Origin of the sequence: Clostridium sp. JN-1, assembly GCF_003718715.1 — a bacterium.
In the GTDB taxonomy this organism is placed as follows: Bacteria; Bacillota; Clostridia; order Clostridiales; family Clostridiaceae; genus Clostridium_AV.
This window is the reverse complement of record NZ_CP033465.1, coordinates 2,017,131-2,042,289: the sequence shown is the minus strand read 5'-3', so window position 1 is coordinate 2,042,289 and position 25,159 is coordinate 2,017,131. Positions and strand designations below refer to the sequence as shown.

22 protein-coding genes are annotated in these 25,159 nt (G+C 30.7%); 18 read left to right on the top strand and 4 right to left on the bottom strand.

Annotation, left to right across the window (positions count from 1 at the left end; all coding sequences use genetic code 11):
* Window positions 1–34: 34 nt before the first annotated feature.
* From hflX to EBB51_RS09690, 6 genes are all read left to right on the top strand, one after another.
* On the top strand, window positions 35–1,828 hold the full coding sequence (gene hflX, locus EBB51_RS09715; protein ID WP_123054291.1) for a GTPase HflX: 1,794 nt from the start codon (window positions 35–37) through the stop codon (window positions 1,826–1,828).
* Between the two features lie 98 nt (window positions 1,829–1,926).
* The gene (locus EBB51_RS09710) at window positions 1,927–2,823 is read left to right on the top strand and encodes a nucleotidyltransferase domain-containing protein (protein ID WP_123054290.1); all 897 of its coding nucleotides are present in this window, start codon (window positions 1,927–1,929) and stop codon (window positions 2,821–2,823) included.
* Window positions 2,824–2,943: 120 nt separating this feature from the next.
* Window positions 2,944–4,347 (top strand): PLP-dependent aminotransferase family protein, encoded by a 1,404-nt coding sequence (locus EBB51_RS09705; protein ID WP_123054289.1) that lies wholly within the window; start codon window positions 2,944–2,946, stop codon window positions 4,345–4,347.
* A 48-nt stretch (window positions 4,348–4,395) separates the two neighbouring features.
* Window positions 4,396–5,055, top strand: coding sequence for a HEAT repeat domain-containing protein (locus EBB51_RS09700; RefSeq protein ID WP_123055038.1), 660 nt, complete (start codon window positions 4,396–4,398; stop codon window positions 5,053–5,055).
* 35 nt (window positions 5,056–5,090) lie between these two features.
* On the top strand, window positions 5,091–5,738 hold the full coding sequence (locus EBB51_RS09695; protein ID WP_123054288.1) for a YigZ family protein: 648 nt from the start codon (window positions 5,091–5,093) through the stop codon (window positions 5,736–5,738).
* Between the two features lie 531 nt (window positions 5,739–6,269).
* Entirely contained in the window at window positions 6,270–7,010 is a 741-nt protein-coding gene (locus EBB51_RS09690; protein WP_123054287.1) for a YebC/PmpR family DNA-binding transcriptional regulator, read from the top strand.
* A 97-nt stretch (window positions 7,011–7,107) separates the two neighbouring features.
* Here EBB51_RS09690 and EBB51_RS09685 read toward each other — a convergent pair whose 3' ends face one another.
* The 4 genes from EBB51_RS09685 to EBB51_RS09670 form a co-directional block, all read right to left on the bottom strand.
* A complete protein-coding gene (locus EBB51_RS09685; protein ID WP_123054286.1) occupies window positions 7,108–8,874 on the bottom strand; it encodes a cell wall-binding repeat-containing protein in 1,767 nt (588 codons plus the stop codon).
* Window positions 8,875–9,013: 139 nt separating this feature from the next.
* Window positions 9,014–10,201 (bottom strand): anaerobic nitric oxide reductase flavorubredoxin, encoded by a 1,188-nt coding sequence (locus EBB51_RS09680; RefSeq protein WP_123054285.1) that lies wholly within the window; start codon window positions 10,199–10,201, stop codon window positions 9,014–9,016.
* Between the two features lie 339 nt (window positions 10,202–10,540).
* Entirely contained in the window at window positions 10,541–11,905 is a 1,365-nt protein-coding gene (locus EBB51_RS09675; protein ID WP_123054284.1) for a sigma-54 dependent transcriptional regulator, read from the bottom strand.
* A gap of 19 nt (window positions 11,906–11,924) precedes the next feature.
* Window positions 11,925–13,949, bottom strand: a complete 2,025-nt coding sequence (locus EBB51_RS09670; protein WP_190285262.1) for a transporter substrate-binding domain-containing protein — start codon at window positions 13,947–13,949, stop codon at window positions 11,925–11,927.
* Window positions 13,950–14,263: 314 nt separating this feature from the next.
* Here EBB51_RS09670 and ortA point away from each other — a divergent pair, with 314 nt between their 5' ends.
* From ortA to yajC, 12 genes are all read left to right on the top strand, one after another.
* On the top strand, window positions 14,264–14,569 hold the full coding sequence (gene ortA / locus EBB51_RS09665) for a 2-amino-4-oxopentanoate thiolase subunit OrtA (protein WP_123054282.1): 306 nt from the start codon (window positions 14,264–14,266) through the stop codon (window positions 14,567–14,569).
* Window positions 14,569–15,990, top strand: a complete 1,422-nt coding sequence (ortB, locus tag EBB51_RS09660; RefSeq protein WP_123054281.1) for a 2-amino-4-oxopentanoate thiolase subunit OrtB — start codon at window positions 14,569–14,571, stop codon at window positions 15,988–15,990. The genes ortA and ortB overlap by 1 nt, the downstream gene beginning before the upstream one ends.
* 76 nt (window positions 15,991–16,066) lie before the next feature.
* Entirely contained in the window at window positions 16,067–17,410 is a 1,344-nt protein-coding gene (locus tag EBB51_RS09655) for an amino acid permease (RefSeq protein WP_123054280.1), read from the top strand.
* Window positions 17,411–17,571: 161 nt separating this feature from the next.
* A complete protein-coding gene (locus tag EBB51_RS09650) occupies window positions 17,572–18,162 on the top strand; it encodes a hypothetical protein (RefSeq protein ID WP_123054279.1) in 591 nt (196 codons plus the stop codon).
* Between the two features lie 271 nt (window positions 18,163–18,433).
* A complete protein-coding gene (locus tag EBB51_RS09645; RefSeq protein WP_123054278.1) occupies window positions 18,434–19,531 on the top strand; it encodes an amidase domain-containing protein in 1,098 nt (365 codons plus the stop codon).
* Between the two features lie 81 nt (window positions 19,532–19,612).
* A complete protein-coding gene (locus EBB51_RS09640; RefSeq protein ID WP_123054277.1) occupies window positions 19,613–20,140 on the top strand; it encodes a DUF4829 domain-containing protein in 528 nt (175 codons plus the stop codon).
* Window positions 20,141–20,231: 91 nt separating this feature from the next.
* Window positions 20,232–20,702 (top strand): pyridoxamine 5'-phosphate oxidase family protein, encoded by a 471-nt coding sequence (locus tag EBB51_RS09635; RefSeq protein WP_123054276.1) that lies wholly within the window; start codon window positions 20,232–20,234, stop codon window positions 20,700–20,702.
* Between the two features lie 214 nt (window positions 20,703–20,916).
* On the top strand, window positions 20,917–21,507 hold the full coding sequence (ruvA, locus tag EBB51_RS09630; RefSeq protein ID WP_123054275.1) for a Holliday junction branch migration protein RuvA: 591 nt from the start codon (window positions 20,917–20,919) through the stop codon (window positions 21,505–21,507).
* 13 nt (window positions 21,508–21,520) lie between these two features.
* The gene (ruvB, locus tag EBB51_RS09625) at window positions 21,521–22,576 is read left to right on the top strand and encodes a Holliday junction branch migration DNA helicase RuvB (protein ID WP_123054274.1); all 1,056 of its coding nucleotides are present in this window, start codon (window positions 21,521–21,523) and stop codon (window positions 22,574–22,576) included.
* Between the two features lie 32 nt (window positions 22,577–22,608).
* On the top strand, window positions 22,609–23,634 hold the full coding sequence (queA, locus tag EBB51_RS09620) for a tRNA preQ1(34) S-adenosylmethionine ribosyltransferase-isomerase QueA (RefSeq protein ID WP_123054273.1): 1,026 nt from the start codon (window positions 22,609–22,611) through the stop codon (window positions 23,632–23,634).
* Window positions 23,635–23,645: 11 nt separating this feature from the next.
* A complete protein-coding gene (tgt, locus tag EBB51_RS09615; protein WP_123054272.1) occupies window positions 23,646–24,776 on the top strand; it encodes a tRNA guanosine(34) transglycosylase Tgt in 1,131 nt (376 codons plus the stop codon).
* 49 nt (window positions 24,777–24,825) lie between these two features.
* Complete coding sequence (gene yajC / locus EBB51_RS09610) at window positions 24,826–25,152, top strand: preprotein translocase subunit YajC (RefSeq protein WP_123054271.1); 327 nt, start codon at window positions 24,826–24,828, stop codon at window positions 25,150–25,152.
* Window positions 25,153–25,159 lie beyond the last annotated feature (7 nt).

Below are 25,159 nucleotides of genomic sequence, written 5' to 3'. Positions count from 1 at the left end.
AACTATTTTTATGTAGTTTTACGGAGGTGGTTATATGATATATGGAAATACCGATGGAGTTAGAAATTCCATCTTAAGTAAATTAGAAAAAATTTATGATATGAAAATGCCAAAGGATAGTCTATGTGATGATAATCTTATAAATTTATTGTGTGAAGTTACAGATAATTTGAATAGGGAAATTAGTGCAGCGATAAATAGAAAAGGAAATATTATAAGTGTAGCTATAGGTGACAGCACTACTGTTGAAATGCCTGAAGTAGATATAAAACAGAGAAAATTATCCGGAATAAGAATAGTGCATACACATCCAAATGGAAATTGTACTTTATCGGCAGTAGATTTATCAGCTCTCCTTAAATTAAAGTTAGATTGTATTGCTGCACTTGGAGTAAATGAAGGCAAATGCAATAAAATGACAATTGGATTTTGTTCTATTCAAAATGATTTATTTACTGCACAAGTTACTCAGCCTCTTAGCCTCGAAGATGGTATCAATTATGATATATTGAAAGTAATAAACTATACTGAAGACTTAATGAAAGATACTGAAGTTATTGAAGATGATGCAGAAAGAGCTATTTTGGTTGGAGTTGAAAGTCAAGAAAGTATAGATGAATTAGCTGAACTTGCAAAAGCATGTAATGTAAAAGTAGTGTATGAAGTACTGCAGAAAAAAGCTGTAATAGATACTGCTTTTTATGTTGGAAGTGGAAAAGTTAGTGAAATAGCGCTGCTCAGACAGTCGTATAACGCAAATGTAATTATTTTTGATGATGAACTTTCTGCTTCTCAAGTTAGAAACTTAGAAGAAAATGTTGGAGCTAAGGTAATTGATAGAACTACATTAATACTTGAGATCTTTGCGAGAAGGGCAAAAAGCAGAGAAGCTAAAATACAAGTTGAACTTGCACAGTTAAAATATAGACTTCCAAGATTGAGCGGACTTGGAACTGTACTTTCAAGAACAGGCGGCGGAATAGGAACACGCGGACCTGGAGAAAAGAAACTTGAGGTTGATAAAAGACATATAAGGGAAAAAATATATGATCTTACTAAAGAACTCAAAAAGATAAAACAGGTGAGAAGTACTCAGAGAAATAAAAGAAGTGAACTTGAAAAAATAGCATTGGTTGGTTATACCAATGCAGGTAAATCAACTTTGAGAAACAAACTATGTGAAGTAGCTCTTTTAAAAGAAGGCGTGCAAAAGCAGAAAGTTTTTGAAGCAGATATGTTATTTGCCACATTAGATACCACAACTAGAGTAATAGAACTGCCTGATGCGAGAATAGCTGCAGTTACGGATACAGTAGGTTTTATAAGAAAATTACCTCATGATCTTGTTGAAGCTTTTAAATCAACACTTGAGGAAGTTATTTATTCTGATTTGTTGTTACATGTAATAGATTGTTCCTCTAAGTATGCTTATGAACAAATAAGTGCAGTAAACGATATACTGGAACAATTGGGATTAAAGGATAAACCTATGATACTTGTATTAAACAAGATGGATAAGGCAGCAGAAGATGACATAAATAAAATATTAGATCAGAACAAAGGAATTAAATCAGTTTGTATTTCTGCTAAAAAAGGTGAAAATATTGATTTATTACTAAAAGAAATTTTAAATGTTTTGCCGTGTAAATTGAGAAATGTAGAATATTTAATACCATATTCAGAACAATCTATGGAAGCATTCCTCCATAGAAATTCAAAAATTAACAAAGAAGAATATGTAGATAATGGAACATATATAGATGCACTTGTAGATGATGAAGTATATAATAAATGTGAAAAATATATGCTCAGCTCAAAAAAATTGTAATCACATTCAATTATGTTATATAATATAAAAAATTAAACAATTAATAAAAATGCTGTGGCTTTATTATTAATTATTTAAAAATGGGGGGCGATAATGCTATGGCAAAAACTATCTTACAATACCAAAAAGCTTTCAACGGAGTAGTTAACAGGATGAAGAAAAACAAGTTAGTACTTGCTGTTATGGTTTTTGGAAGTATGGTTACAGGTGATTTATGGGATGAATCTGATATCGATTTATTTGTTATACTGGATAAAAAATATTTGGATATTCAAAATATTTATACTGAAGAAAAAGGTATACCTGTCCATATAAAACTGATGAGTAAGAATAAATTTATACAGCTTCAAGGAGAAGATATAAAGGGAAGTTTTATTCACAGAATATTTGCATCTTCCAAATTGGTATTTTCTAAAGATATGGAGATAACAGTAAGATATGATAATGAAAGATATTATCCTGACTCGGTTAGAGAAAGATGGAATATGGTATATTTGGGGCAGTTATTAAAAAACATAGGTATTTGTAAAAAATACATGCATAATGATGATATATATACTGCATATACAGCTGCAGTTAAGTGTGCAGAAGAATATTCTAAGTTATATGTTAACTCTTCTGGTCATATGATAAGTAAAGATGCAATGATTATGGCGATGAACTTAAATGATGAATTTAAGAAATGTGTAGATAAGCTATTTTTTAACAAGGGTGAAGTAGAAAATGCTATTATAAACATATTGAACTACTTTCAAGTAAATATTGATAAATCAATAAGAGATTTAACTAACGTTTTACTAAATTACATGAGAGATAGGGATTGCTTTTTAAGTTCTGAAGATATAAAAGAGGATAAAGTATTTAGTAATTACGATATAAATATGGAAGAAATATTAAGTAAACTTTGGGAGAAGAATATAATAAAGAAGGAAACTAGAGATTTGAAAACTGAAAATGGGATAGTTATTTTTAAAGAAAATGTTTATTTTATTTAAAAAGGTTATAGGGTAAAACTTTAGCAAACTTAAGTTTTTTAAAATTTAAATTCGCTAAAGTTTTATTTATAGTATAATTAAATAGTAATAGATATAATTAAATTTAAGAGGGGTTTTCCAATGGATAAATACTTTTTAAAATTTTCACAAGATACTCCCAAGTATATTACAATTTCAAAACATATAAAAAGACTTATAGATAATAATAAGATAAAAGATGGTGAAAAATTACCTCCAATAAGAAAATTATCAAAGTTCTTAGGGGTTAACAATATAACTATAGTACATACTTACAATATACTTCAAGATGAAGGATATGCAGTACAAAAAATTGGAAGTGGTACTTATGCAAAGAGAAAGGATGTAAGTAGAGGTTTTAGGAGAGAATATTCTGACACAATGAAAAAAGTATCAAGTGGAAGTTTTAAGAAATTCATAAATTTTACAGGTGAAAGTCCGTGCAGTGATTTTTTCCCTGTAAGTTCGTTTAAAAATGTATTAAATGAAGTACTTGATAGGGATGGAGCAGATGCTTTAATTTATCAAGAAGCTTTAGGATATGATGGACTTAGAAAAAGTATAAGTAAGGTATTTTGGAATAATGAAGTAAATATAGATGATATTTTGATAGTTTCAGGAGCACAGCAGGGAATTGATATAGTAAGTAAATCTCTTATCAATACAAATGATAGTGTCGCAGTTGAAATGCCTACATACAGCGGGGCACTATCCGTATTTAAGTGGAGAAGAGCTAATATATATGAAATTCCTATAGAAGGTGATGGAGTCAATATAGATAAGTTTGAGAAGATATTGAGGAAAAATAGCATTAAATGTTTTTATACAATGACCTATTTTCAAAATCCTACAGGAATTAGCTGCAGCAGGCAAAAAAAAGAGCAGTTATTGAGGTTGGCTGATATATATGATTTTTATATAATAGAAGATGATTACCTTTCTGAATTGATATATGATAAAAATATAGAATATGCTAGCTTAAAAAGCTTGGATAAAAATGATAGGGTAATATATATAAAGAGTTTTTCCAAGATATTCTTACCAGGAATAAGGATAGGGTATTTGATACCGCCTAAAAAATTTAAAGAAAGCATTCAAAATTCTAAAATTAATACGGATATATCAACTTCAAGTCTTATGCAAAGAGCATTGGATTTATATATAACTAAAGGGCTTTGGAAAAAGTATATAGATAAGCTGAATAATGTGTATACTGATAAATATTTATTTATGAAAGGGTTATTAATTAAATACTTAGGTGATAAAGTTGATTTTATAGATCCAGGCGGCGGTTTGCATTTTTACATAAAGATAAAGGATAAATTTAATATTAATTCAATTCAACTATTCAGAATGGCAAAAGAAAAAAATGTTTTAATTATGCCTGGTACTATTTTCTATAAAGATGCTGTAAATGGATTAAAGTATTTTAAAATTGTTTTTTCACAAACTGACAAAAAAAATATGGAAGACGGCATAAAAATATTAAGTGAATTAATTAAATAATTTAAAATGCAGTGTTATTGGTGGTGATAGCTGTTGAAAAAAGTAGGCATGATAGATATAGATTGGAATAAAATTGATGATTATGATGATGAAGATATAACCTATTTTATGTTTCTAGAAGGAAAAAGTATAGATGCCCTTTGTAAAATTAGAAATTTAGCTAAGGAAACTGTACAAATGCATGTGCTTAATGGAAAAATAAAGTATGGAATTTTAGCTAAAAGTTATGATGTACGCAGGCTATTTGAAATCATGGTGAGCACCGCAAAACAAGACAAGGTGGACACATTAAAAAGTTTGAATGATCAAGATAAGAATAAGTTAATTGAATTTATAAGGCATAATTACGCTGATATGAGTATTAAATATAAGGAAACAGCTGTATGGATACTCGGGGAAATAGGAGATAAAAGTGTAATTGATGTACTTTCTAAAGCTTCAGTAAATAACCATGTTAATGTTAGGCGAATGTCAGTATCAGCTTTAGGGAAAATAGGCGACAAGTCATCAGAAGATATTTTAATAAGAGCACTTGATGATTCTAATCCACAAGTTATCATGTATTCTATAAAAGCTCTTTTGAAAATTAAAAGTTCAAAGGCTAGGGAGAAAGTTAAAAAAGTTTATGAAACAACTGATAAAGAGTATTTAAAAGTATCAGCACAGATATATTTAGAAAAAGATTTTACAAAAGTCTGTAGTAAATGAAGAATGTTAATTTTAGGGTAAGAGGTGATACCTATATGGGATATTTTACTATAAAGGATACTAAAAGCGCTCAATTTGAAGAAAAAAAGTCAGTATTTATAGGAAGCATAAAGAGAGTTGCAGCTGAAAATGAAGCTAAAGACTTTATAAAAGAAGTAAAAAGTAAAAATAAAGAAGCAAGACATAATGTATATGCTTATATCATAGGAGAAAACTTTGGCATACAGAGGTATAGTGATGATGGTGAACCGCAGGGAACAGGAGGAATTCCAGTATTAGACGTTATAAAGAAAAATGGTATAACAGATACAGTAATTGTAGTTACAAGATATTTTGGAGGAATACTTCTTGGAAAAGGCGGACTTGTTAGGGCTTATTCAAAAGCAGCATCAATGGCAGTAAAGACAGGTGGAATAGTAGAAAAAGTAAAAGGGTGTGTACTTGAGATAGTTATAAATTATGATATGGTTGATAGAATAAAATATTTATTTGAAAAGAATTTATGGTTTATAGAAGATATGGATTATAAAGATAAGGTTAAATTGACAATGTATGCTCCAGTTGAAACTGTTACTAAGATAGAGAAATCAACTATAGAGACTACAAGTGGTAAATGTGAAGTTATAGTTGGAGATGAAGACTATTATTTCAAGATGGATAATAGACTATTTAGAACTTGCTAGCCAAAAATATTGCGATGCAATATTTTTGAGAGGACATAGGACATAGGACAGTGAAGGTAAGTTTTCTTCCTTACGTCAGAAAACTAATTTATTTTTAGGTTTGTTTTGCTAATGCAAAATATCGCTTAAGCAGGCATCTAAAATCTATGATTTTTAGATAATTGCTTACTTAGAAGAGTGCTTTCCAAGAAACAAAAGAATATGAGCTTTTTAAAATTAAAGATTTTTGATAACTCGTTTCGCTGAAGCGAAACATTGCTAACTTATATAAATTTAAAGATTCTTTTGCGTTAGCAAAAAATCAACCTTCTCTGTCCTATGTCCTATGTCCTCTAAAAAATGCTTCGCATTTTTTCTAATTGGTTTGTATTTATTATGCTTTGTATGATATAATATTTTACGTATTTTGCTATAAATACACGATTTGTAGATTTTAATTAAATAATTATGTAAAAAAGTTTGTGTAAATATAATATTATGAACTTTTTAAAATTTAATATAATACATATACATGCGTTAGGGGGAATAGATATGTCAGGACATTCAAAATGGCATAATATACAGGCTAAAAAAGGAAAAATTGATGCTAAAAGGGGAAAAATCTTTACAAAGTTAGGTAAAGAGTTAGCTATAGCAGCTAAAAGTGGAGGCTCAAATATTGACTCAAATAGTAAATTAAGGGATGTAATAGCTAAGGCAAAAGCAAATAACATGCCTCAAGATACTATAACTAGGGCAATCAAAAAAGGTGCAGGTGAAATGGAAGGCGTAAACTATGAAGAAATAGTTTATGAAGGATATGGACCATGCGGAGTTGCTTTTGTAGTAAATGCTTTAACTGATAACAAAAATAGAACAGCAAGTAGTGTTAGAACGGCTTTTTCAAGACATGGTGGAAATCTTGGAGCTAATGGCTGCGTAGGTTGGATGTTCCAGCAAAAAGGCCAAATAGTTATAGAGAAAAAAGATGGTATGGATGAAGATGAAATCATGATGGAAGCATTAGATGCCGGTGCAGAAGATTTTCAATCACTAGATGAGGTATTTGAAATCACAACTACACCTCAAGATTTTTCTACAGTTAGAGAAAACCTTGAGAAAAAAGGATACGAATTCATATCAGCTGAAGTAACTATGATTCCAGACAACACAGTTTCTGTAAACATGGAAGATGCAGAAAAGGTTCAAAAGCTTATAGATAAACTTGAAGATGATGATGATGTTCAAGATGTCTATAGCAATGCTGATTTTCCAGAAGAATTCGAAGGCTAAAGGATTTACAGCCTTTTATATTCGAATTATGAATGCTGCAAATAGAACACCCTCTTATATTGGTATATAACCAAAATAGGAGGGCGTTTTTGTGTTATTACTGTGTTAACAACTCTGTTTTTGTACTATCTGGCAATACCGCAGTACCTCCTAGAAAATAAACATTTGTAGTAGCATTAGCTGACATAAAGCCGCGTATCGAGGAGAGGTTTGAATTATCAGTAAGAATTATTGGTGAATTCTTCTTTGCTGACAGTACACTGCCAGAGATTGCATCTGGATAGTCTTCTCCATTAACCACTGTTATATTACCATCTGACTGCTTGAAGTAATTTGCTATTACCATTGAAGTTTCAAATCTATCTGCCCCCGCTAGACGAACTAGGTTGTCTGGCGATAAGCCTGTAACTGCTTGTATCTTATTTGCAGTATTTTCATCCACAGAACCAGTTCCACCTATCAAATAAACCGTTGAAGGTTTCTCTGCACTTAAGTAGGATGAAGCATGCTCTGGTAAAGAATCATGCGGTATCAATATTATTGGATATCCCTTCGCTGTGGCTGCCGATGATACCGATAGTGCATCCGGAAAGTCCTCTTCACTTGCTATTATAACTGGATTACCTATTGGTGCATGAAGTTGTAATGCTATCTTTTCACAAGTATCTTCTCTGTCTTGTCCACCAAGTCTAATGATATTATCGGCTGAATAGCCTCTGTCAATAAACCACTGCTTAAAAGTATCTGGCATTACACTCTCGCCGCCTAAGATATATATATGACCATTCTTAGATAGTTTGGATGCTATATAGTTCAAGTTTTCCTGGCTATCTTTTATATCACCCATAAGCAATATCGGGCAATCCAATTTTCCAGCCAGTGTAGAACCTGCTAGAGAATCCGCAAATCCATATCCAGTTGATATAACTATATTATCTAAAGTTCCAGTACCTACATATTCTTTTGCTATAGTCAAGGAAGTAGCAAATCTGTCTTCCCCTGCTAATCTAGTAGATGTTATATCTGGTTTTTGGATTGGTTTTGGAACTGGTTTGGGTATATTATCCCCACTGTTATATCCTTGATTCTTGCTATCAGTAAATAAACTCTCTGGGATTACTACATCCTCTGGTTTGTCTACAGGTATCGGATCAGGTATTATCACATTAGCTAGGGCTGCCCCTGATGGTCTATTATCCGTATTTATACGATGATAATTGCTGCCCTCATATCCATCTGGTATAGGATTAACTCCATCTGAGCTATTAAAGCTATATGCTTTAGCTGGAACCGGATTTACTAGGTTTCCCAAAGTACCATTCATCTTGCATAAATATTTGAGAGTGTCATCCTGTGCAGTGTAGAATGGTGTAATATGAGCTTTGTGTAGAATCCCGATATGTGATGCTGTCCTATCAACTTTGACTCTGGATATGACACCACTTTTATCATCCTGGTATATGCGTAATATCTCCTCAAAATGCTGAATTCCAAGCTCGTCAGTCCAATGGTATACTTTACCGTCTAATCCTAATTTACTAACATCAAGGTTTAATACACCAAAGTAAGTACAAAATAAGTCTGGATTATTAGTCTTATCCACATCAACTAAATATGGTGACTTTAACAAATCATCGAGATTCGTATACTCGGACAAATGGTCTTTCATAGTTTTTAATGATGTTATTTCACCATATTTAGTTTGCAATGGCTCTTCCTGTGCACCGTTATAGTCACAAACCCTATCAGATGACACCGCCTTTGCCGTACTTGATTGATTAGGTTTGCCTATCACTGGTGCCGTCAATAAACTGCACATAATTCCTAAACTTAATAGATACCTAGTTATTTTCTTCTTGTTCATTATTGTCACCCCCTAATGTAATTCATTTGATTACATTATAAGGAATAGTATTACAATAATCAAACAAGTTAATCTAATTTTTTGATTTGCATCTATATTTTATAACAATAACCACAAGTTAACTTAGTCTTTATTAGTATTAAATTTTACTTGCAATATTTTTCCCATACTCCCGGCATCTTTTCAAGCCTTCTTCATCAGGTATCCATTTTTCTTTTATTCCATCATTTAATATTTCAAAACCATCTTTTTTTAACTCTTCAGTAATCATTTTCACACTTTCCCCGCCCCAACCGTAACTACCAAAAGCAGCTGCCTTCTTATCTTTGAATTTAAGTCCTCTCATCATTTCAAGAATAGCTGCTGTAGAAGAAAGAATACCATTATTAATAGTACTTGAGCCTACAAGTATAACTTTTGACTTAAATACCTCTGTCATGATATCATTTTTATCAGATTTTCCAGAATTAAATATTTTAACATTAATATCCTTATTAACTGACTTAATACCTTCGGCAATTGCTTCAGCCATTCTTCTTGTGCTGTTCCACATGGTATCATATATTAATGTTACTTGGTTTTCCTTGTAGTTCTGCGACCATTCCATATATTTATTTATTATTTGAATTGGATTGTCTCTCCAAATAATGCCGTGACTTGGGCATATCATATCCACTGGTAAGTTAAAGCTTAACACTTCCTCAATTTTCTTTGATACAAAGGTACTATAAGGTGTTAATATGTTAGCATAATATTTTATTGCTTCTTGCATAAGTTCAGCATGGTCTGCTTTATCATTATACATTAATTCTGAAGCATAATGCTGGCCGAAGGCGTCATTGCTAAATAATATATTTTCACCATTATAATATGTAAACATAGTATCTGGCCAGTGCAGCATTCTTGCTTCTATGAAGGTTAATTTATTTTTCCCAATATCTAAAGTATCTCCAGTTTTAACAGTTACAAAGTTCCAATCCTCATGGCAGTGTCCTTTTATTATGTCTTTACCATTTTTAGTACAGTATATTGGAGTATCAGGTATCTCCTTCATCAAATCAGTTAAAGCACCGCTGTGATCTGGTTCAGAATGATTCATTACTATATAGTCTATCTCTTTTAAATCTATTTCATTTTTCAGATTAGAAATAAACTCTTTAGAGAAAGGTACCCATACAGTATCTATTAGAACTGTTTTCTCATCTCTTATTAGATATGAGTTATAGGAGCTTCCCCTGTGTGTAGAATATTCTTTTCCATGAAAATTTCTCAATTCCCAATCAATCTTACCTACCCATGTAACTTTGTCATTAATTTTAAAACTCATAGTTTTTCCTCCATTAAGTTATTATAAATTTCTTATAGATAAAGTGTAGATAGTAAAAATAATATCAATAACACTGTATTTTTTTATTATTTGTTAAAGATATTATTTATATTACAAGAAAAATACAAAGCTTAAAAAAATGCGAAGCATTTTTAGAGGACATAGGACATAGGACAGAGGACAATGAAGGTTGATTTTTTGCTAACGCAAAAGAATCTTTAAATTTATATAAGTTAGCAATGTTTCGCTTTAGCGAAACGAGCTATCAAAAGTTTAATTAAAGATTTTTCGTAAGCGAAGCTAAGAAAAATCCTCCTTCTCTGTCCTCTGTCCTCTGTATCAAGGTTTTAAATTGTATTCGGTTATCTTATTAAAAAGCTGCCTTCTGCTAATATTTAGTATCTGTGATGTTTTAGTTATATTTCCATTACACTTAGCTAATGCTTCAGAAATATATTTAGATTCAACTTTTTTTTTGTATTCTTTAAGCGGCATTATTGTATCTGAATGTTGTATATTGTTTCCTTTTCTAATCCTGTTTTCAGGAAGATCATCTTTCCTAACCACTCCTTTTTCAGAAAGTACAACTAGTCTTTCAATGATATTCTTAAGCTCCCTTATGTTACCTGGATAATTATAAGTTAACAAGTAATCTTTAACTTTTTTTTCGATAAAAGTAATTTCTTTTTTTTGCTCTTTTGAAAATTTATTAAAGAAAAAATCTATAAACATTGGCAAATCTTCTTTTCTATCTCTTAATGGCGGAATATTTATGATTATAGTATTTATTCTGTAAAATAGGTCTTCTCTAAAATCACCATTTTCAACAGCTTTATATATATTCCTATTTGTAGCGGAAATAAGTCTTAGATTTACACTGATTTCTCTATTACTTCCGATTCTTTCTATAGTTCTATTTTCTAAGGTTCTTAATAATTTAGTTTGAATATTTATTGGCATTTCGCCTATCTCATCTAAAAAGAGGGTGCCGTCATCAGCTTCTTCAAATCTACCTATTCTTCTTTCGTTAGCTCCGGTGAAAGCTCCTTTTTCATGACCAAAAAGTTCTGATTCAAGCAAGTTTTCTGATAATGACTGACAATTGACAGCTACAAAATGTCCATTTTTTCTGCTGCTTAACTCATGAATACGTCTTGCAACAATTTCCTTTCCTACCCCAGATTCCCCGGTAATTAAAATACTTGCATTGCTAACTGCTGCTTTATTTATAACTTTAAGTACATTTTCATATTTTTTATTTTTAGTCTTTAAAAGATATACATTTCTATTTTGCTGATTTCTCCAATATTTATTATCTTTTTCTAAATGGTGAAGTTTTTCAAGCTTTTCAATTTCTATTAGTAACTCCTCAGCTTTACGGCTTTTAATAAAATAACTAAATGCACCTTTTTTTATAGCACTAACTGCAGTTTCTATCGTACCATAGCCTGTAACAACTATTACTTCTGTATCAGCGTATTCTTTTTTTATTCTTTCAAGTAATTGCATTCCATCCATTTTTGGCATAATTAAATCAGTTAAAACAAGATTAATGTTTTCTCTTTTTAATATGTTTAGTGCATCTTCTCCAGAAGAAGCTGAACTAACCCAGTATCCCTCATCACTTAGTATCATTTTGAATACTTCTCGATAATCTTTTTCATCATCAACAATTAAAATTTTAAAGTTTCTCTTTGAAGTCATATTAATCAACTCCTATATCCTATGAATTAGTGTTTGGTAAGGTAATTGTAAAAGTAGTGCCCCTGCCATATTTACTTAAAACTTTTATTTCTCCACCGCATTTTTGAACTTCATTATATACTATATATAAACCAAGGCCTGTACCTTTTCCTGGTGACTTTGTTGTAAAAAAAGGATGAAATATATTATCTATATCTTTATCCTTAATACCTATTCCAGTATCACTAATTGTATATATTAATTTTTCATCTGAGTTACTGCATTTAATATATAATGTTCCGCCGTTTTCCATTGCATCAATTGCATTAGATATAATATTTATTAATATATGCTTTAATGATTCGACGTTTACATAGCAGTACATATCATCTTCAAATTCCTGTTGTAAAATTATATTATGCTTTTCTAAACTTTTGTTTTCTAGGTTCAAGATTTCCTGAGTCAATTTTTTAATATTCACTTTTTGCCGTTCATCATTAGATACACGTGAAAAGTTCAGTAAATTATTTATAATACTATTTGCTCTATTAACCGATGATTCAATTACACTTATGCATTTTTTAATTCTATCATTATCTTGTTTAATTTGCCCTTTTAATACGTATAAATAGTCTCTTATTAGACCTAATGGGTTTCTAATTTCGTGTGCAACTCCTGCTGCTAATTGACCAACAGCTGCCATTTTATCTGCCTGTAATAACTGCTTTTCGTTAATTTTGAGCTGCGTTACATCTTTCATAACAAATAGTGTTTTAATAAAATTTTTGCTTTTATCATTGATTGGGAATGTATCTACATTATAAAATCTATCGTTATAGCTTATATCATATTTTTCTTCACTTCCATATAGATATGTATGTCTTATACAGCAATTATTACAATTCGGACATATAAATTCTTTAAATTTACTACATTCTGTTCCAATAATTTTATTTCTATCTATCCCCCAAAATTGGCAAAATGCTTTATTCACATTATCAATTTTATGATTCTTATTTACTTCAATAATAAGGTAAGTCAATCCATCAAAGGTTGTCTGAAGATCATTCCTACTAATGTATAATTCTTCAGTTTGTTTATCAACTTCTCTTTTTAGTCTGCTATTCCAAAGATACATAATATAGAATATCAAAAATATTAATGCAAATATTAGTCCTACAATAATTATTATTGTATTAGATATACTTTGTTTTGAAATAGGAGCTGATATTCCAAACCACTTCTGCTGTATTTTTTCAGTAACGTTTTTTCTTTTAATTTCAAGGATGCCTTTATTTATAATATTGAGCAGTATAGGTTTTGATTTTGGAATTGCTAGTGCAGCTTCTTTTTCATAAAGTGGTTTATCTATGATTTTCATTTTGTTTTTAATATTCATTTTATTTATTAGGCAGCTAATGACAGGTTCATCACCTACAACTGCATCAACTTGTTTACTTTTTAAAAGGTTAATTGCTTCTGACATGTTTTGTGTATAACTATATTTAACAGTACAATGCATAGAATTTAAAAACTCTATTGCATAATCTCCATCTGGTACTGCTACTTTTAAATCTAATAAATCCGAATATGACTTAATGCTGTTATTTTGTGCTGATACAAGTATTACTCCTCTCAAATTGTAAAGTGGGTCTGAAAATAGATATTTTTTACTCCTGTTAGGGCTTGGAAATAGGTCACACATACTTATTTCTCCATGATCTAAATTTGTAAATGAGTCCTTAAAAATAAGCGGCTTATATTTAATTTCAATTCCTAATTCAACTGATAGTGCATGTATAATGTCGATTGAAGTTCCTTTATATTGACCTGATTCTTTATCAACATATCTAAGCGGAGGGGAATTATTATCTGCACCATATATAATAGGATTTTGCTTTAACCATTCTTTTTCTTCACTTGTAAGAGGTTGGGATTCCCTTACAAATTTAATTAGGTTTATATCATATTTACTTTCAATTACCTTATTTATAAATATCAATATAAATATACAAAAAAATAATAAGATAAAGATATTTTTAGCTTTTATACTTTTTATTCTCACTATTTTATCCCCCAAAAATTATCTCTCATATTAACAATAATTACACATTCTTAATTAAATATCCTGCAGTTTATCACAATAAACTGCTGACCGTATGTAAATCGTGTTACTGCGATTTTTATATGGGAAATAAATTTCCATGTATGTGTGAAGTTTATTTCCATGATATAAAAATGTAAAAACTTAAAAACCTCTGTAGATGAAGGATATATATAAATAAAAAGTTATAAATTAGAAAATTAATAAAATTAAAACTATTGGCACAATGTTTGCTCATAATATATTGAGAATAAATAGAAAGGTGTGAAGTATGCATGTTTGCAAAAAAAGGAGATTGGGTTCAAATACACAATATTGTATTAGAGCCTGAAGAAAGAACTGCTAAAATTCCAGAAGAGACAAAAAAAGTTCCATTAGAATTATGGGTAAAAGGCTTTTTAAATGAGGATGCTGAAATTGGTGATACTGTTTCAATAACTACAGTAACAGGAAGAAAAGAAATCGGTGAATTAGAAGAAATAAATCCTAAATTTAGTTATGGATTTGGAAATGAATTTATACCTGAGCTTTTGCAAATTGACAAACAAGTAAAAAAAATTTTGCAGGAAGGTGAAAACTAATGGTAAGAGATAATAGTTATGCAGCAGTTACTGCTAGAAATAATGAAATTATAAAAAATGCTACAGGGATGGATTATTCACTATATGAATCAGGAAACATTGCCTTTGATTATGAAAGAATGATGAATGACACAGGGTATACTCTTGAAGACATTATTAAAATTCAAAGGGAAGTAGGAGTTGGGAATACTCCTTTATTAGAGCTTAAAAACTTGACCGCACTTGCAAGAAAAATTTCCCCTAAAGGTAAAGGTGCGAGAATATTTGTAAAAGATGAACAGTGTAATCCATCAGGAAGTTTTAAAGATAGAAGAGCATCTATATCTGCATATCATGCAAAAAAATTAGGATATAAAGGTATTGCTGCTTCAACTAGTGGAAATTATGGTGCAGCAGTTGCTTCACAAGCAGCAATGAGAAATCTTAAATGTATAATTGTTCAGGAATGTTATGATTCAAGGAAGGTTGGACAACCTGAAATACTTGAAAAGCAGAGAAAATGTGAGTGCTTTGGTGCAGAAGTTATTCAATTAACTGTTGGACCCGAATTATTTTATACATTTTTAAGGGTATTAGAGGATACACATTATTTTAATGCTTCCTTATATTCAACATTAGGCATTGCTGGTGTAGAAACATTAGGATATGAAATTTCAAAACAGTGTAGAAAATTAATTGGAAAGGATCCAGATTATGTTATTGCAACTCAAGCTGGCGGTGGAAATTTAACTGGAACAGCTAGAGGATTAATAAAGGCTGGAGCAACAAAAACAAAGATTTATGGAGCAAGTGTTGATTTATCAGGTCTGCACATGGCTTCAGATACAGATTTTAATAAAAAATCTTTTACAACCGGTCATACTGGATTTGGAGTTCCATATTTAACAAATCCTGATCATTCAGATGTTCCAAGAAGTGCAGCAAGAGCTTTAAGATATATGGATAATTTCTTAATCGTTCAACAAGGTGAAGTGTTCTATACTACAGAAGCACTTTCAGTACTTGAAGGAATGGAAAGAGGTCCTGCAGGAAATACATCTTTAACAGCTGCTTTTGCTTTAGCACAAGAACTAGATGAAGATCAAGTTATTGTAGTTCAAGAAACCGAATATACTGGTGCTGGAAAACATCCTCTTGCACAGCTTTCTTTTGCAAGAGAAAATGGCATTGTCATTAAGTTTGGTAATCCTAAAGAAGATACCCCTGGAAAAAATATTATACTTCCAGAACACCCATCATTAATAAAAACAAAATATTTTGATATGAATAAGTTAAAAAAATCATATATAAAAAATGCAGTAAAACAAGTTCAAACAGTTACAGCTAATGAAAATGACATACAGTATTTGATTGATGAGACAAAATCCAATAGACAGTTTGTAACTCAAGTACTAAAGGATTTAAATATTAAGTTAATTTAAAAAGCTGGAGGGACATAAGGTAAGTTAACTAAGTCCCTCATAATACAAATAAAATATGGAGGTGCAATAAAGTATTATGGAAGGACCTAAAAATAATAGCCCAGGTCTTAAGAAGGAAATTAATTTATTGGAAGCTACTTTGTTGGTAGTTGGTGTTGTAATAGGCAGTGGAGTGTTTTTTAAACCTTCGTCCGTATTTAAGAATGCAGGTGCACCAGGATTGGGAATTTTAGCATGGGTAGTTGGATGTATTATTACAATTGCCGGGGCGCTTAGTATTGCAGAATTGGGTTCAGCTATTCCTGAAACAGGAGGATTAATAGTTTATTTAAAAAAGCTATATGGGGAAAAGATGAGCTTTTTATTTGGGTGGGTGCAGGTATTAATCTATTATCCTGGATTGGATGCTGCACTGGCAGTTGTTTTTGCAACTCAATGTACTTCATTTATGGATATTACACCTGTGGGACAAAAAATTCTTGCCTTAGCTTTATTACTAGTGCTCGGAATCATTAATTTAATATCTACAAAGGTTGGAACAAAGTTTGCAAGCATTGCTGCTATTGCCAAGTTAATACCAATTGCTGTTATTATTGCTGCAGGGCTTGCCATGGGAAAAGTACATGCATTTACTCCAATGGCATCATCAGCAAGTACAGGAGTTGGATTTGGTGCGGCAGTACTAGGTGTACTTTTTGCATATGAAGGATGGATAGCGGTAACTAATATGGCTGGAGAATTAAAAAATCCTGTAAAAGATCTTCCTAAAGCAATAGTAATAGGTTTAACTATTGTTACAATTGTATATCTTGGTGTAAATTTAGCAGTTATAAATACTATGCCAGTTGCTGCAGTTGCAGCTTCAAAAAAGGCAGTTGCAGATGCTTCTGTAATATTATTTGGACCGACTGGTGCTGGACTTATTTCCATTGGTATTATAATATCAATAGTTGGATGTCTAAGTCCATTTATTATGACAGGTGCTAGGCTTCCTTTTGCTATGGCAAAGGATAAACTATTTGTAGCAGAGGATTTCTTTTCTAAGTTAAATAAAAATGGAACACCTGCAAATGCAATGATTTTCCAACTTGCATTAGCATGTATTTATACTTTAACAGGTTCATTTGATACTTTAACCAATCTTGTAGTTTTTGTAAATTGGATATTCATAATGCTTGGTATAGGTGGAGTATTCTTATTGAGAAAAAATCATAAAGAACTTATAAAGGAAGATTCATACAAAGTTCCTTTATATCCTGTTATACCAATAATAGGTATAATAGGTGCATTGTATGTTGGAGTTAGTACACTTATTACTAGTACAAGTTTTGCTTTATATGGATTAGGAGTAACAATCATTGGTTTACCTGTATATATGTTACTAAGGAAAAGAAATGAAAATAGAAATATTTCTATGTAGCAATCCTATGTTATGGAATATAATAACAAGTCCTAAAGTGATGGAATTTGCAATATATTATAAAAAGTTTATCAAGATGATAAATTTTACGAAAGCTTAAAAAATGATTGTATAAAATTTAAAAATGTTGTCCATAATATTCAATAAAAAGGAGGAATATTATGGATTTTTTTTATAGAAATAAGAGAAAAATTAGGAATATTTTATTAGCTGTTTTAACTCTCGTAGTTTTTAGTGGTACTTATTATATTTGTGTACATAAGTTAGAAAACACAAGTACTGTAAATAAGGATGAAAAAGTTGTAAATGCACATTCTGATTTAAATCCTAAAGTTTCATCAGATGCATGTATAATTTTTAAAATAAAGTACGCTAAAAGTGGTGACATAGAAAAGCAAAAAGAAGATAACTCTGGAAAATTAAGAGGCAAAACTAAAGATGAATTAAATGAAATATATAAAAAAGATGGGTATAAAGTTGAAAGTATAAACCCATCTCAAGTTGTTCTTGTTAAAGAAGTTGATAAGTATGCTCCAAATAAATATGTGGTTGGTATAAAAGGTGAATATATTGCTATATATAAAACTGATAGTGATGGAAATATGTTTATAGAAAATAAGCAGAGGGATATAACCGATATAAAGACTAACAGACTAAAAAAAGCAGACATTGAACTCTTAACAAAAGGTAATAAATACTTTGAATGCAATACAAGGGAAGATGCAGAAGCAAGACTTGAAGACTATGAATAGCATATAAAAACAGAGGACATAAAACCATAGGACAGAGGACATAGGACAGAAAAGGAGGATTTTTCTCCGCTGTGCTTCAAAAAATCTTTAATTTAAAAGAAATTCAGAGAACGTACCTAGATTTAGGTAAATCAAATCTAGGTACGTTCTTTTTATATATACGTAGTTTACAATATTAATAATGATTGGAATAAATACGAATATTTTGATTGATTTGGTATCACTATAGTGCTAAGATATTAATGTAAATATTTACAAAATTAGGGGGGTTATGCGTAAATACTTAGTAAAAACATTATTATTAGTATGTGCTTTAATTTTTTTCAGTATGAATAGTGTTAAGGCTAGTAGTATTTCAAGTTCTGAAACAAACATAAAAAATACTATTTATTCTTACTTTGACAATGAATTGCAATCAGTAAAAGATTTTAAAATTCATGATTCGAAAAATTTAATATGTAATGACGATTTAGAGGAATATAGTAAAACAAAAAATAACTATTATTCAGAATGGTATAAAGGAATTAACTATAAACTTAATAGTTATGATATTAAAATTACATATACTAATTTTAATATTAATAATAATATTGCAAATGTAACTGTGGAAAATAATTTAACAATGATTTTTGATGAAGATTCTAATATAAAACAACAACAAGTATTAAAGTATAAATTTATTCTAAAAAATATAAATGGTCAATGGAAGATACACGATGTTATAGATTTAAATGATGATTATAATAATTCTACTACTCAGGAATTAGGGTTAACTGCCAATTATGATAATAAGATTAATTATAAAGAGTTAACTAAACAGTTTTCAAATGTACAAGCAGATTTAAATGCAAAAAAGAATCAAGATAAAGTAGATAAAGAACAATCTCAAAATAGTATAAAAGGTTTATCTTCGTATAAAACATCAGGAAGTGGAGCTGGAGCTGCTGCGTATGCTGAGGAATGGGCTCATAGAAGAAATCCTAATTTCCCAGATTATTCAAAGAAGCATGGAGATTGTACAAACTTTGTTTCACAATGTTTGAATTATGGAGGTATTCCTCAGACAAGTTATTGGTGGGCTACTAAGTATGGTAGCAGTGACTATTGGAGTGGGGTTATTCCTTTTTATAATTGGTTAATTAATGGTGGAGTAGGCTATGAAAGTAATAGGTATATATGTAAATCTGGGGATGTACTTCAATTTTATAATTCATACTATCAAACTTGGCATCACAGTGCATTAGTTGTTAAAAAAATTGGTAATAAAGTTTATTTTACAGCACATTCTGATGATGTAAATGATCAAAATCTAGATAATGTATATCCTGGTAAGTATTCAAATTGTAGAGTAATTGGAATCCGTTACTAAGTAATAAATTATAACTTTAAAAAGCTATCTCTAATACATAGGATAGCTTTTTTTAATCAATAGTGAAAGGTGTGTATTAATGTGAAATTTAAACTTATATTTACATGTATAACTTTAAGTGTATTACTTACTATTGTTGGTTGTACTGAAAAAACTCAAAATACAAATAGCACTAAAGATTCAACAACTTCTAAGCAAGTAGTTAACAATAAAAGTAATAGTAAAGACTCATTAGATGCTCAAAAAGTAGTTGAAAATTATTTTAAATATATGAACGAAAAAAATGTAGATGCTGTACAAAAAACATTAATTAACAATGATGAACGTTTATCTGAATGTATTAACAGTATAGATTATATGAAACTTATTAGTATAGAAGAAGACACTGATCCAGAGCTTAAAGAACCATATCTATATGATGTTAAGGGAAAAGCTAAAGAAGCTAAAGAAGCTAAAGCAGCAAATATCAAAGTGTTTAATGTTTTTTATGATGCAAAGTATAAAGAAGAAGGAGGAGCCCAAAAAAGTGGAAAAGATCAAAAATGGTTTTGGGTTGTTAGGAAAGATAAGAACTCCCCTTGGGTTATACAGGGTATGGGACAGCCTTAAAAATAAAAGCAGAGGACATAGGACTAGAACTAGAGGACAGAGGATATAGGACAAAGGATAGAGATAGTAAATTTGATTGGAGGATGAAAGCATGAGAAGAAAAGACAGAGAAATAACGGGTAACGAAAAAATTAATGAAATCATTTCTAACTGTCATTGTTGTCGATTAGGTTTTTATGATGGTGGAGAAGTATATATTGTCCCATTGAACTTTGGGTATGCTGCAAAAGATAGCAACAGAACCTTCTATTTTCATGGAGCTAAGGAGGGGCGGAAAATTGATTTAATTTCCAAAACACACTCTGCTGGATTTGAATTAGATACGAATTATAAGCTCAATGAAGGCGAAACCGCTTGTCAATATTCTGCACGTTTTCAGAGTATAATCGGGACAGGACGTGTTGCATTCGTTGAAGACCCAGCAGAAAAGAAAGCAGCTTTACAAGCCATTATGATTCATAATACGGGAAAGGATAGGTGGGATTTTTCGGATGCAATGCTCAACTTAATCTGTGTTTTCAAGCTTGAGGTGGAGGAAATCTCCTGTAAAGAACACTTATAAATTCCAATTTAGCTGAGAACTTGCGATATGAAAATGCATTTGCACTGGATTATATAAATTTAAAGATTCTTTTGCGTTAGCAAAAAATCAACATTCACTGTCCTCTGTCCTCTGCTTTTGTCCTTTGTTTTTGCATTTTGTAGGTGGTTGAATTAAATTTAGTATAATGGTAAAGTATTATATGTTACAAGATTATAATTTTGGGGGATTTTATATGTATGAGTACATAAAAGGAATTTATGTTGGAATGAATAAGGACTATGTAATAGTTGAAAATAGTGGAATTGGATACAAAATATATACTCCTGGAAGTACACTTGCAAAACTCCCAAAGATAAATGAAGAGATAACATTGTATTTACAACAAATTGTTAGAGAAGATTTCATTGGATTATACGGCTTTTTATCAAAGGAAGAATTAAATATGTTTAATTTACTTCTTGCTGTAAATGGAATAGGTGCTAAGGCAGCATTATCCCTCCTTTCAATAAGCAGTGTAAATAATTTAAAATATGCAATATTAATTGGAGATGAAAAGGCAATTGTAAGGGCTCCAGGAATAGGAAAAAAGACAGCACAGAGAATCATATTGGAGTTAAAAGATAAAATAAAACAAGATGATGATATGCTTTTAAATCAAGATTTAGGGAATGATGAAGGAGAGCAAAAAGTTTCAGAAGCTTTAGAAGCTTTAATTACATTAGGCTACTCCGAAAAGGAAGCATTAAAAGCGCTGAATGAAGTGGATAAACATAATTCGGTTGAAGACATGATAAAAAGTTCATTGAAGTTTCTAATTGGTTAGGTAGGTGAATTTTGTGGAAGATAGAATAGTGACACCTGTAAATATACGTGGGGACAGTGAAAATGAGTATAGTTTAAGACCTAAAAGACTAAACGAATACATCGGACAGCAAAAAGTAAAAGAAGAACTTAGAATTTTTATAAAGGCAGCCAAAAAGAGAAAAGAAGCTTTAGATCATGTACTCTTATATGGGCCTCCGGGACTTGGAAAAACTACACTAGCCAATATAATAGCAGCAGAAATGGGAGGAAACTTAAAAGTTACTTCTGGTCCAGCCATAGAGAGGGCAGGAGATTTGGCGGCTATTTTGACTAGCTTAAATGATTATGATGTACTTTTTATAGATGAAATTCACAGATTAAATAGAAATGTAGAAGAAATATTGTACCCAGCTATGGAAGACTATTCATTGGATATAGTAATAGGAAAGGGTGCAGCAGCAAAGTCAATTAGACTTGATTTAGCTAAATTTACCCTTATAGGGGCTACTACAAGGGTTGGACTTTTAACATCTCCACTTAGAGATAGGTTTGGAGTTCTTTGTACTATGGAGTTTTATAGAGAAGAAGAATTGCAGGAGATAATAATGAGATCTGCTAAGATATTAAAAGTAGAGATAGATGGAGATGCTGCACTTGAAATTGGAAAGAGATCCAGAGGAACTCCGAGAATTGCAAATAGATTATTAAAGAGAGTAAGAGATTATTCAGATGTTGAAGGCAATGGTATAATAAATTTAAAAACAGCAAGAGATGCACTAAAACTTCTTGGAGTCGATGGAGAAGGGTTTGACAATATAGATAATAAGATACTATTAGCTGTAATAGATAATTTTAATGGAGGTCCTGTTGGTATAGAAACTCTTTCATATTTTATAGGTGAGGAATTAGATACTATACAGGATGTATATGAGCCTTATCTTCTTCAAAAAGGATTTATAATTAGAACTCCAAGAGGCAGAATGGCTACAAAATTAGCATATAAACATTTAAATAGAAGTATTGAAAAATCTAAAAATAGTAGTAAGGAACAATGTTCCATTTTTGATAATAAAGAAACTACTAAGTAATTTAAAGACATAAGATGAAATGGAGTGAAAGTATGAAATTAAAAGATTTCGATTTTTATTTACCACAGGAATTAATTGCACAGCATCCTATGGAAAAAAGAGACGAAGCTAGGCTTATGGTTTTGGATAAAAAGACTGGCAATATTGAACATAAAATATTTAAAGATATAATTGATTACTTGCATGAAGGTGATTGTTTAGTTTTAAATGATACAAGGGTAATTCCAGCAAGACTCATAGGATCTAAGGAAGATACTGGAGGAAAGATGGAATTCTTACTTTTAAAGAGAATTGATAAAGATACATGGGAAACACTTGTTAAACCAGGTAAAAGGGCTCAAATTGGCAGCAGGTTTACATTTGGAAATGGTGAGCTAAAAGCAGAAGTAATAGATATAGAAGATGAAGGAATAAGAAAAGTTAAATTTGAATATGAAGGGATATTTGAAGAAGTATTAGATAGACTTGGACAAATGCCGCTTCCACCTTATATAAAGGAAAAATTAGAAGATAAGGAAATGTATCAAACTGTTTATTCCAAAGAACTAGGATCAGCAGCAGCACCAACTGCGGGACTGCATTTTACAGAAGAATTACTTGATGAGATAAGAAACAGAGGTGTAAATGTAGTTTTCTTAACTTTACATGTTGGGCTTGGAACTTTTAGACCTGTAAAAGAAGAAAATATTGAAGAACACAATATGCACTCAGAGTACTATTGCATGAGTAAAGAAACAGCTGATATAATAAACAAGACCAAGGAAAGTGGTAAAAGTGTAGTTGCAGTTGGAACTACTTCGTGCAGAACACTTGAAACCATAGGTGATGAAAATGGAAGAGTAAGAGAACAATCTGGATGGACAGATATTTTTATATATCCTGGATACAAATATAAAATTGTTGATAAGCTTATAACAAATTTTCACCTTCCTGAGTCAACTTTAATAATGCTTGTAAGTGCATTATGTGGAAGAGAAAATATATTGAATGCTTATAATACGGCAGTAAAAGAGAAGTATAGATTTTTTAGTTTCGGAGATGCAATGTTTATAAAATAAGGAGTGTTTAAATGTATAAACTGCTTAAAAAATGCGGTAAAACAAGAAGAGGAGAATTTACTACTCCACATGGAGTAATTCAGACACCTGTATTTATGAATGTAGGTACTCTTGCGGCTATAAAAGGTGCTGTTTCAAGTGTTGACCTCAAAGAAATAGGATGTCAGGTTGAACTATCAAATACATATCATCTTCATTTGAGACCAGGAGATGAAGTTATAAAAAAGCTTGGAGGACTCCATAAATTTATGAATTGGGATAGACCTATATTGACTGATTCGGGTGGATTTCAAGTTTTCTCGCTAGCTAAGATAAGAAAGATAAAAGAAGAAGGAGTTTACTTTAACTCTCATATAGATGGTAGAAAAATTTTTATGGGACCTGAAGAAAGTATGGGAATACAGAGTAACTTAGGTTCAACTATAGCAATGGCTTTTGATGAATGTATATCAAATCCTTCGCCTAGGGATTATGTTGAAAAGTCAGTTGAGAGAACTACAAGGTGGCTTGAAAGGTGTAAAATTGAACTTGATAGACTAAATAGTCTTCCTAACACTATAAATAAAAAACAGATGCTATTTGGTATAAATCAAGGTGGAACTTATGATGATATAAGAATAAAACATGCAAAAACAATATCTAAAATGGATTTGGATGGTTATGCTATTGGCGGATTGGCTGTTGGAGAAACACATGAAGAAATGTATAGGATAATAGATGCTGTAGTACCTAATTTGCCGCAAGATAAACCAATATATTTAATGGGAGTTGGCATGCCAAGTAACATATTAGAAGCAGTCGATAGAGGAGTAGATTTTTTTGATTGTGTACTTCCTGCCAGAAATGGAAGACATGCTCATGTGTTTACTAAGTATGGTAAAATAAACTTATTGAATGCAAAGTATGAACTGGATTCAAAACCAATAGATGAAGGGTGTATGTGTCCAACTTGTAGAAACTATTCAAGAGCATATATAAGACACTTATTTAAAGCAAAGGAAATGCTTGCAATGAGACTTTGTGTGCTTCATAATTTATATTTTTATAATAATATGATGCAGGAAATTAGAGATGCCATTGATGGCGGCTATTTTAAAGAGTATAAAGAACAAAAACTCAGTGAATGGAATGGAAGAGCATAAAAATTAATTTGATTTAATTTTTTTAATTTTAAAAAGGTGGTGAACATATATGAAGACTTTAGTACAATTTTCTCCTATTATATTTATGTTAATTTTGTGTTATTTACTTATACTTGTACCAGAAAACAAGAGAAAAAAGAAATATAATAAAATGCTAAATAGCTTAAGAGTAAATGATCAAATTATTACCAAAGGCGGTATAATAGGAAAAATAACAAACATTCAGGAAAGAGATGTTATTTTACAGACTGGACCTGATAAGTTAAAAATAAGATTAGATAAAACTGGAATATTAAATTTAATGTCAAGTTTTGAGTCAAATGAATCTAAACAAGATAAGAAAGAAAATAAAAAACTTGAAAAAAAACAAGATTAAAAATTAA

What these genes read in the sequence shown, in the direction of transcription:
- hflX (WP_123054291.1), top strand. Translation starts at nt 35, where the DNA reads ATGATATATGGAAATACCGATGGAGTTAGAAATTCCATCTTAAGTAAA.
- EBB51_RS09710 (WP_123054290.1), top strand. Translation starts at nt 1,927, where the DNA reads ATGGCAAAAACTATCTTACAATACCAAAAAGCTTTCAACGGAGTAGTT.
- EBB51_RS09705 (WP_123054289.1), top strand. Translation starts at nt 2,944, where the DNA reads ATGGATAAATACTTTTTAAAATTTTCACAAGATACTCCCAAGTATATT.
- EBB51_RS09700 (WP_123055038.1), top strand. Translation starts at nt 4,396, where the DNA reads ATGATAGATATAGATTGGAATAAAATTGATGATTATGATGATGAAGAT.
- EBB51_RS09695 (WP_123054288.1), top strand. Translation starts at nt 5,091, where the DNA reads ATGGGATATTTTACTATAAAGGATACTAAAAGCGCTCAATTTGAAGAA.
- EBB51_RS09690 (WP_123054287.1), top strand. Translation starts at nt 6,270, where the DNA reads ATGTCAGGACATTCAAAATGGCATAATATACAGGCTAAAAAAGGAAAA.
- EBB51_RS09685 (WP_123054286.1), bottom strand. Translation starts at nt 8,874, where the DNA reads ATGAACAAGAAGAAAATAACTAGGTATCTATTAAGTTTAGGAATTATG.
- EBB51_RS09680 (WP_123054285.1), bottom strand. Translation starts at nt 10,201, where the DNA reads ATGAGTTTTAAAATTAATGACAAAGTTACATGGGTAGGTAAGATTGAT.
- EBB51_RS09675 (WP_123054284.1), bottom strand. Translation starts at nt 11,905, where the DNA reads ATGACTTCAAAGAGAAACTTTAAAATTTTAATTGTTGATGATGAAAAA.
- ortA (WP_123054282.1), top strand. Translation starts at nt 14,264, where the DNA reads ATGTTTGCAAAAAAAGGAGATTGGGTTCAAATACACAATATTGTATTA.
- ortB (WP_123054281.1), top strand. Translation starts at nt 14,569, where the DNA reads ATGGTAAGAGATAATAGTTATGCAGCAGTTACTGCTAGAAATAATGAA.
- EBB51_RS09655 (WP_123054280.1), top strand. Translation starts at nt 16,067, where the DNA reads ATGGAAGGACCTAAAAATAATAGCCCAGGTCTTAAGAAGGAAATTAAT.
- EBB51_RS09650 (WP_123054279.1), top strand. Translation starts at nt 17,572, where the DNA reads ATGGATTTTTTTTATAGAAATAAGAGAAAAATTAGGAATATTTTATTA.
- EBB51_RS09645 (WP_123054278.1), top strand. Translation starts at nt 18,434, where the DNA reads ATGCGTAAATACTTAGTAAAAACATTATTATTAGTATGTGCTTTAATT.
- EBB51_RS09635 (WP_123054276.1), top strand. Translation starts at nt 20,232, where the DNA reads ATGAGAAGAAAAGACAGAGAAATAACGGGTAACGAAAAAATTAATGAA.
- ruvA (WP_123054275.1), top strand. Translation starts at nt 20,917, where the DNA reads ATGTATGAGTACATAAAAGGAATTTATGTTGGAATGAATAAGGACTAT.
- queA (WP_123054273.1), top strand. Translation starts at nt 22,609, where the DNA reads ATGAAATTAAAAGATTTCGATTTTTATTTACCACAGGAATTAATTGCA.
- tgt (WP_123054272.1), top strand. Translation starts at nt 23,646, where the DNA reads ATGTATAAACTGCTTAAAAAATGCGGTAAAACAAGAAGAGGAGAATTT.
- yajC (WP_123054271.1), top strand. Translation starts at nt 24,826, where the DNA reads ATGAAGACTTTAGTACAATTTTCTCCTATTATATTTATGTTAATTTTG.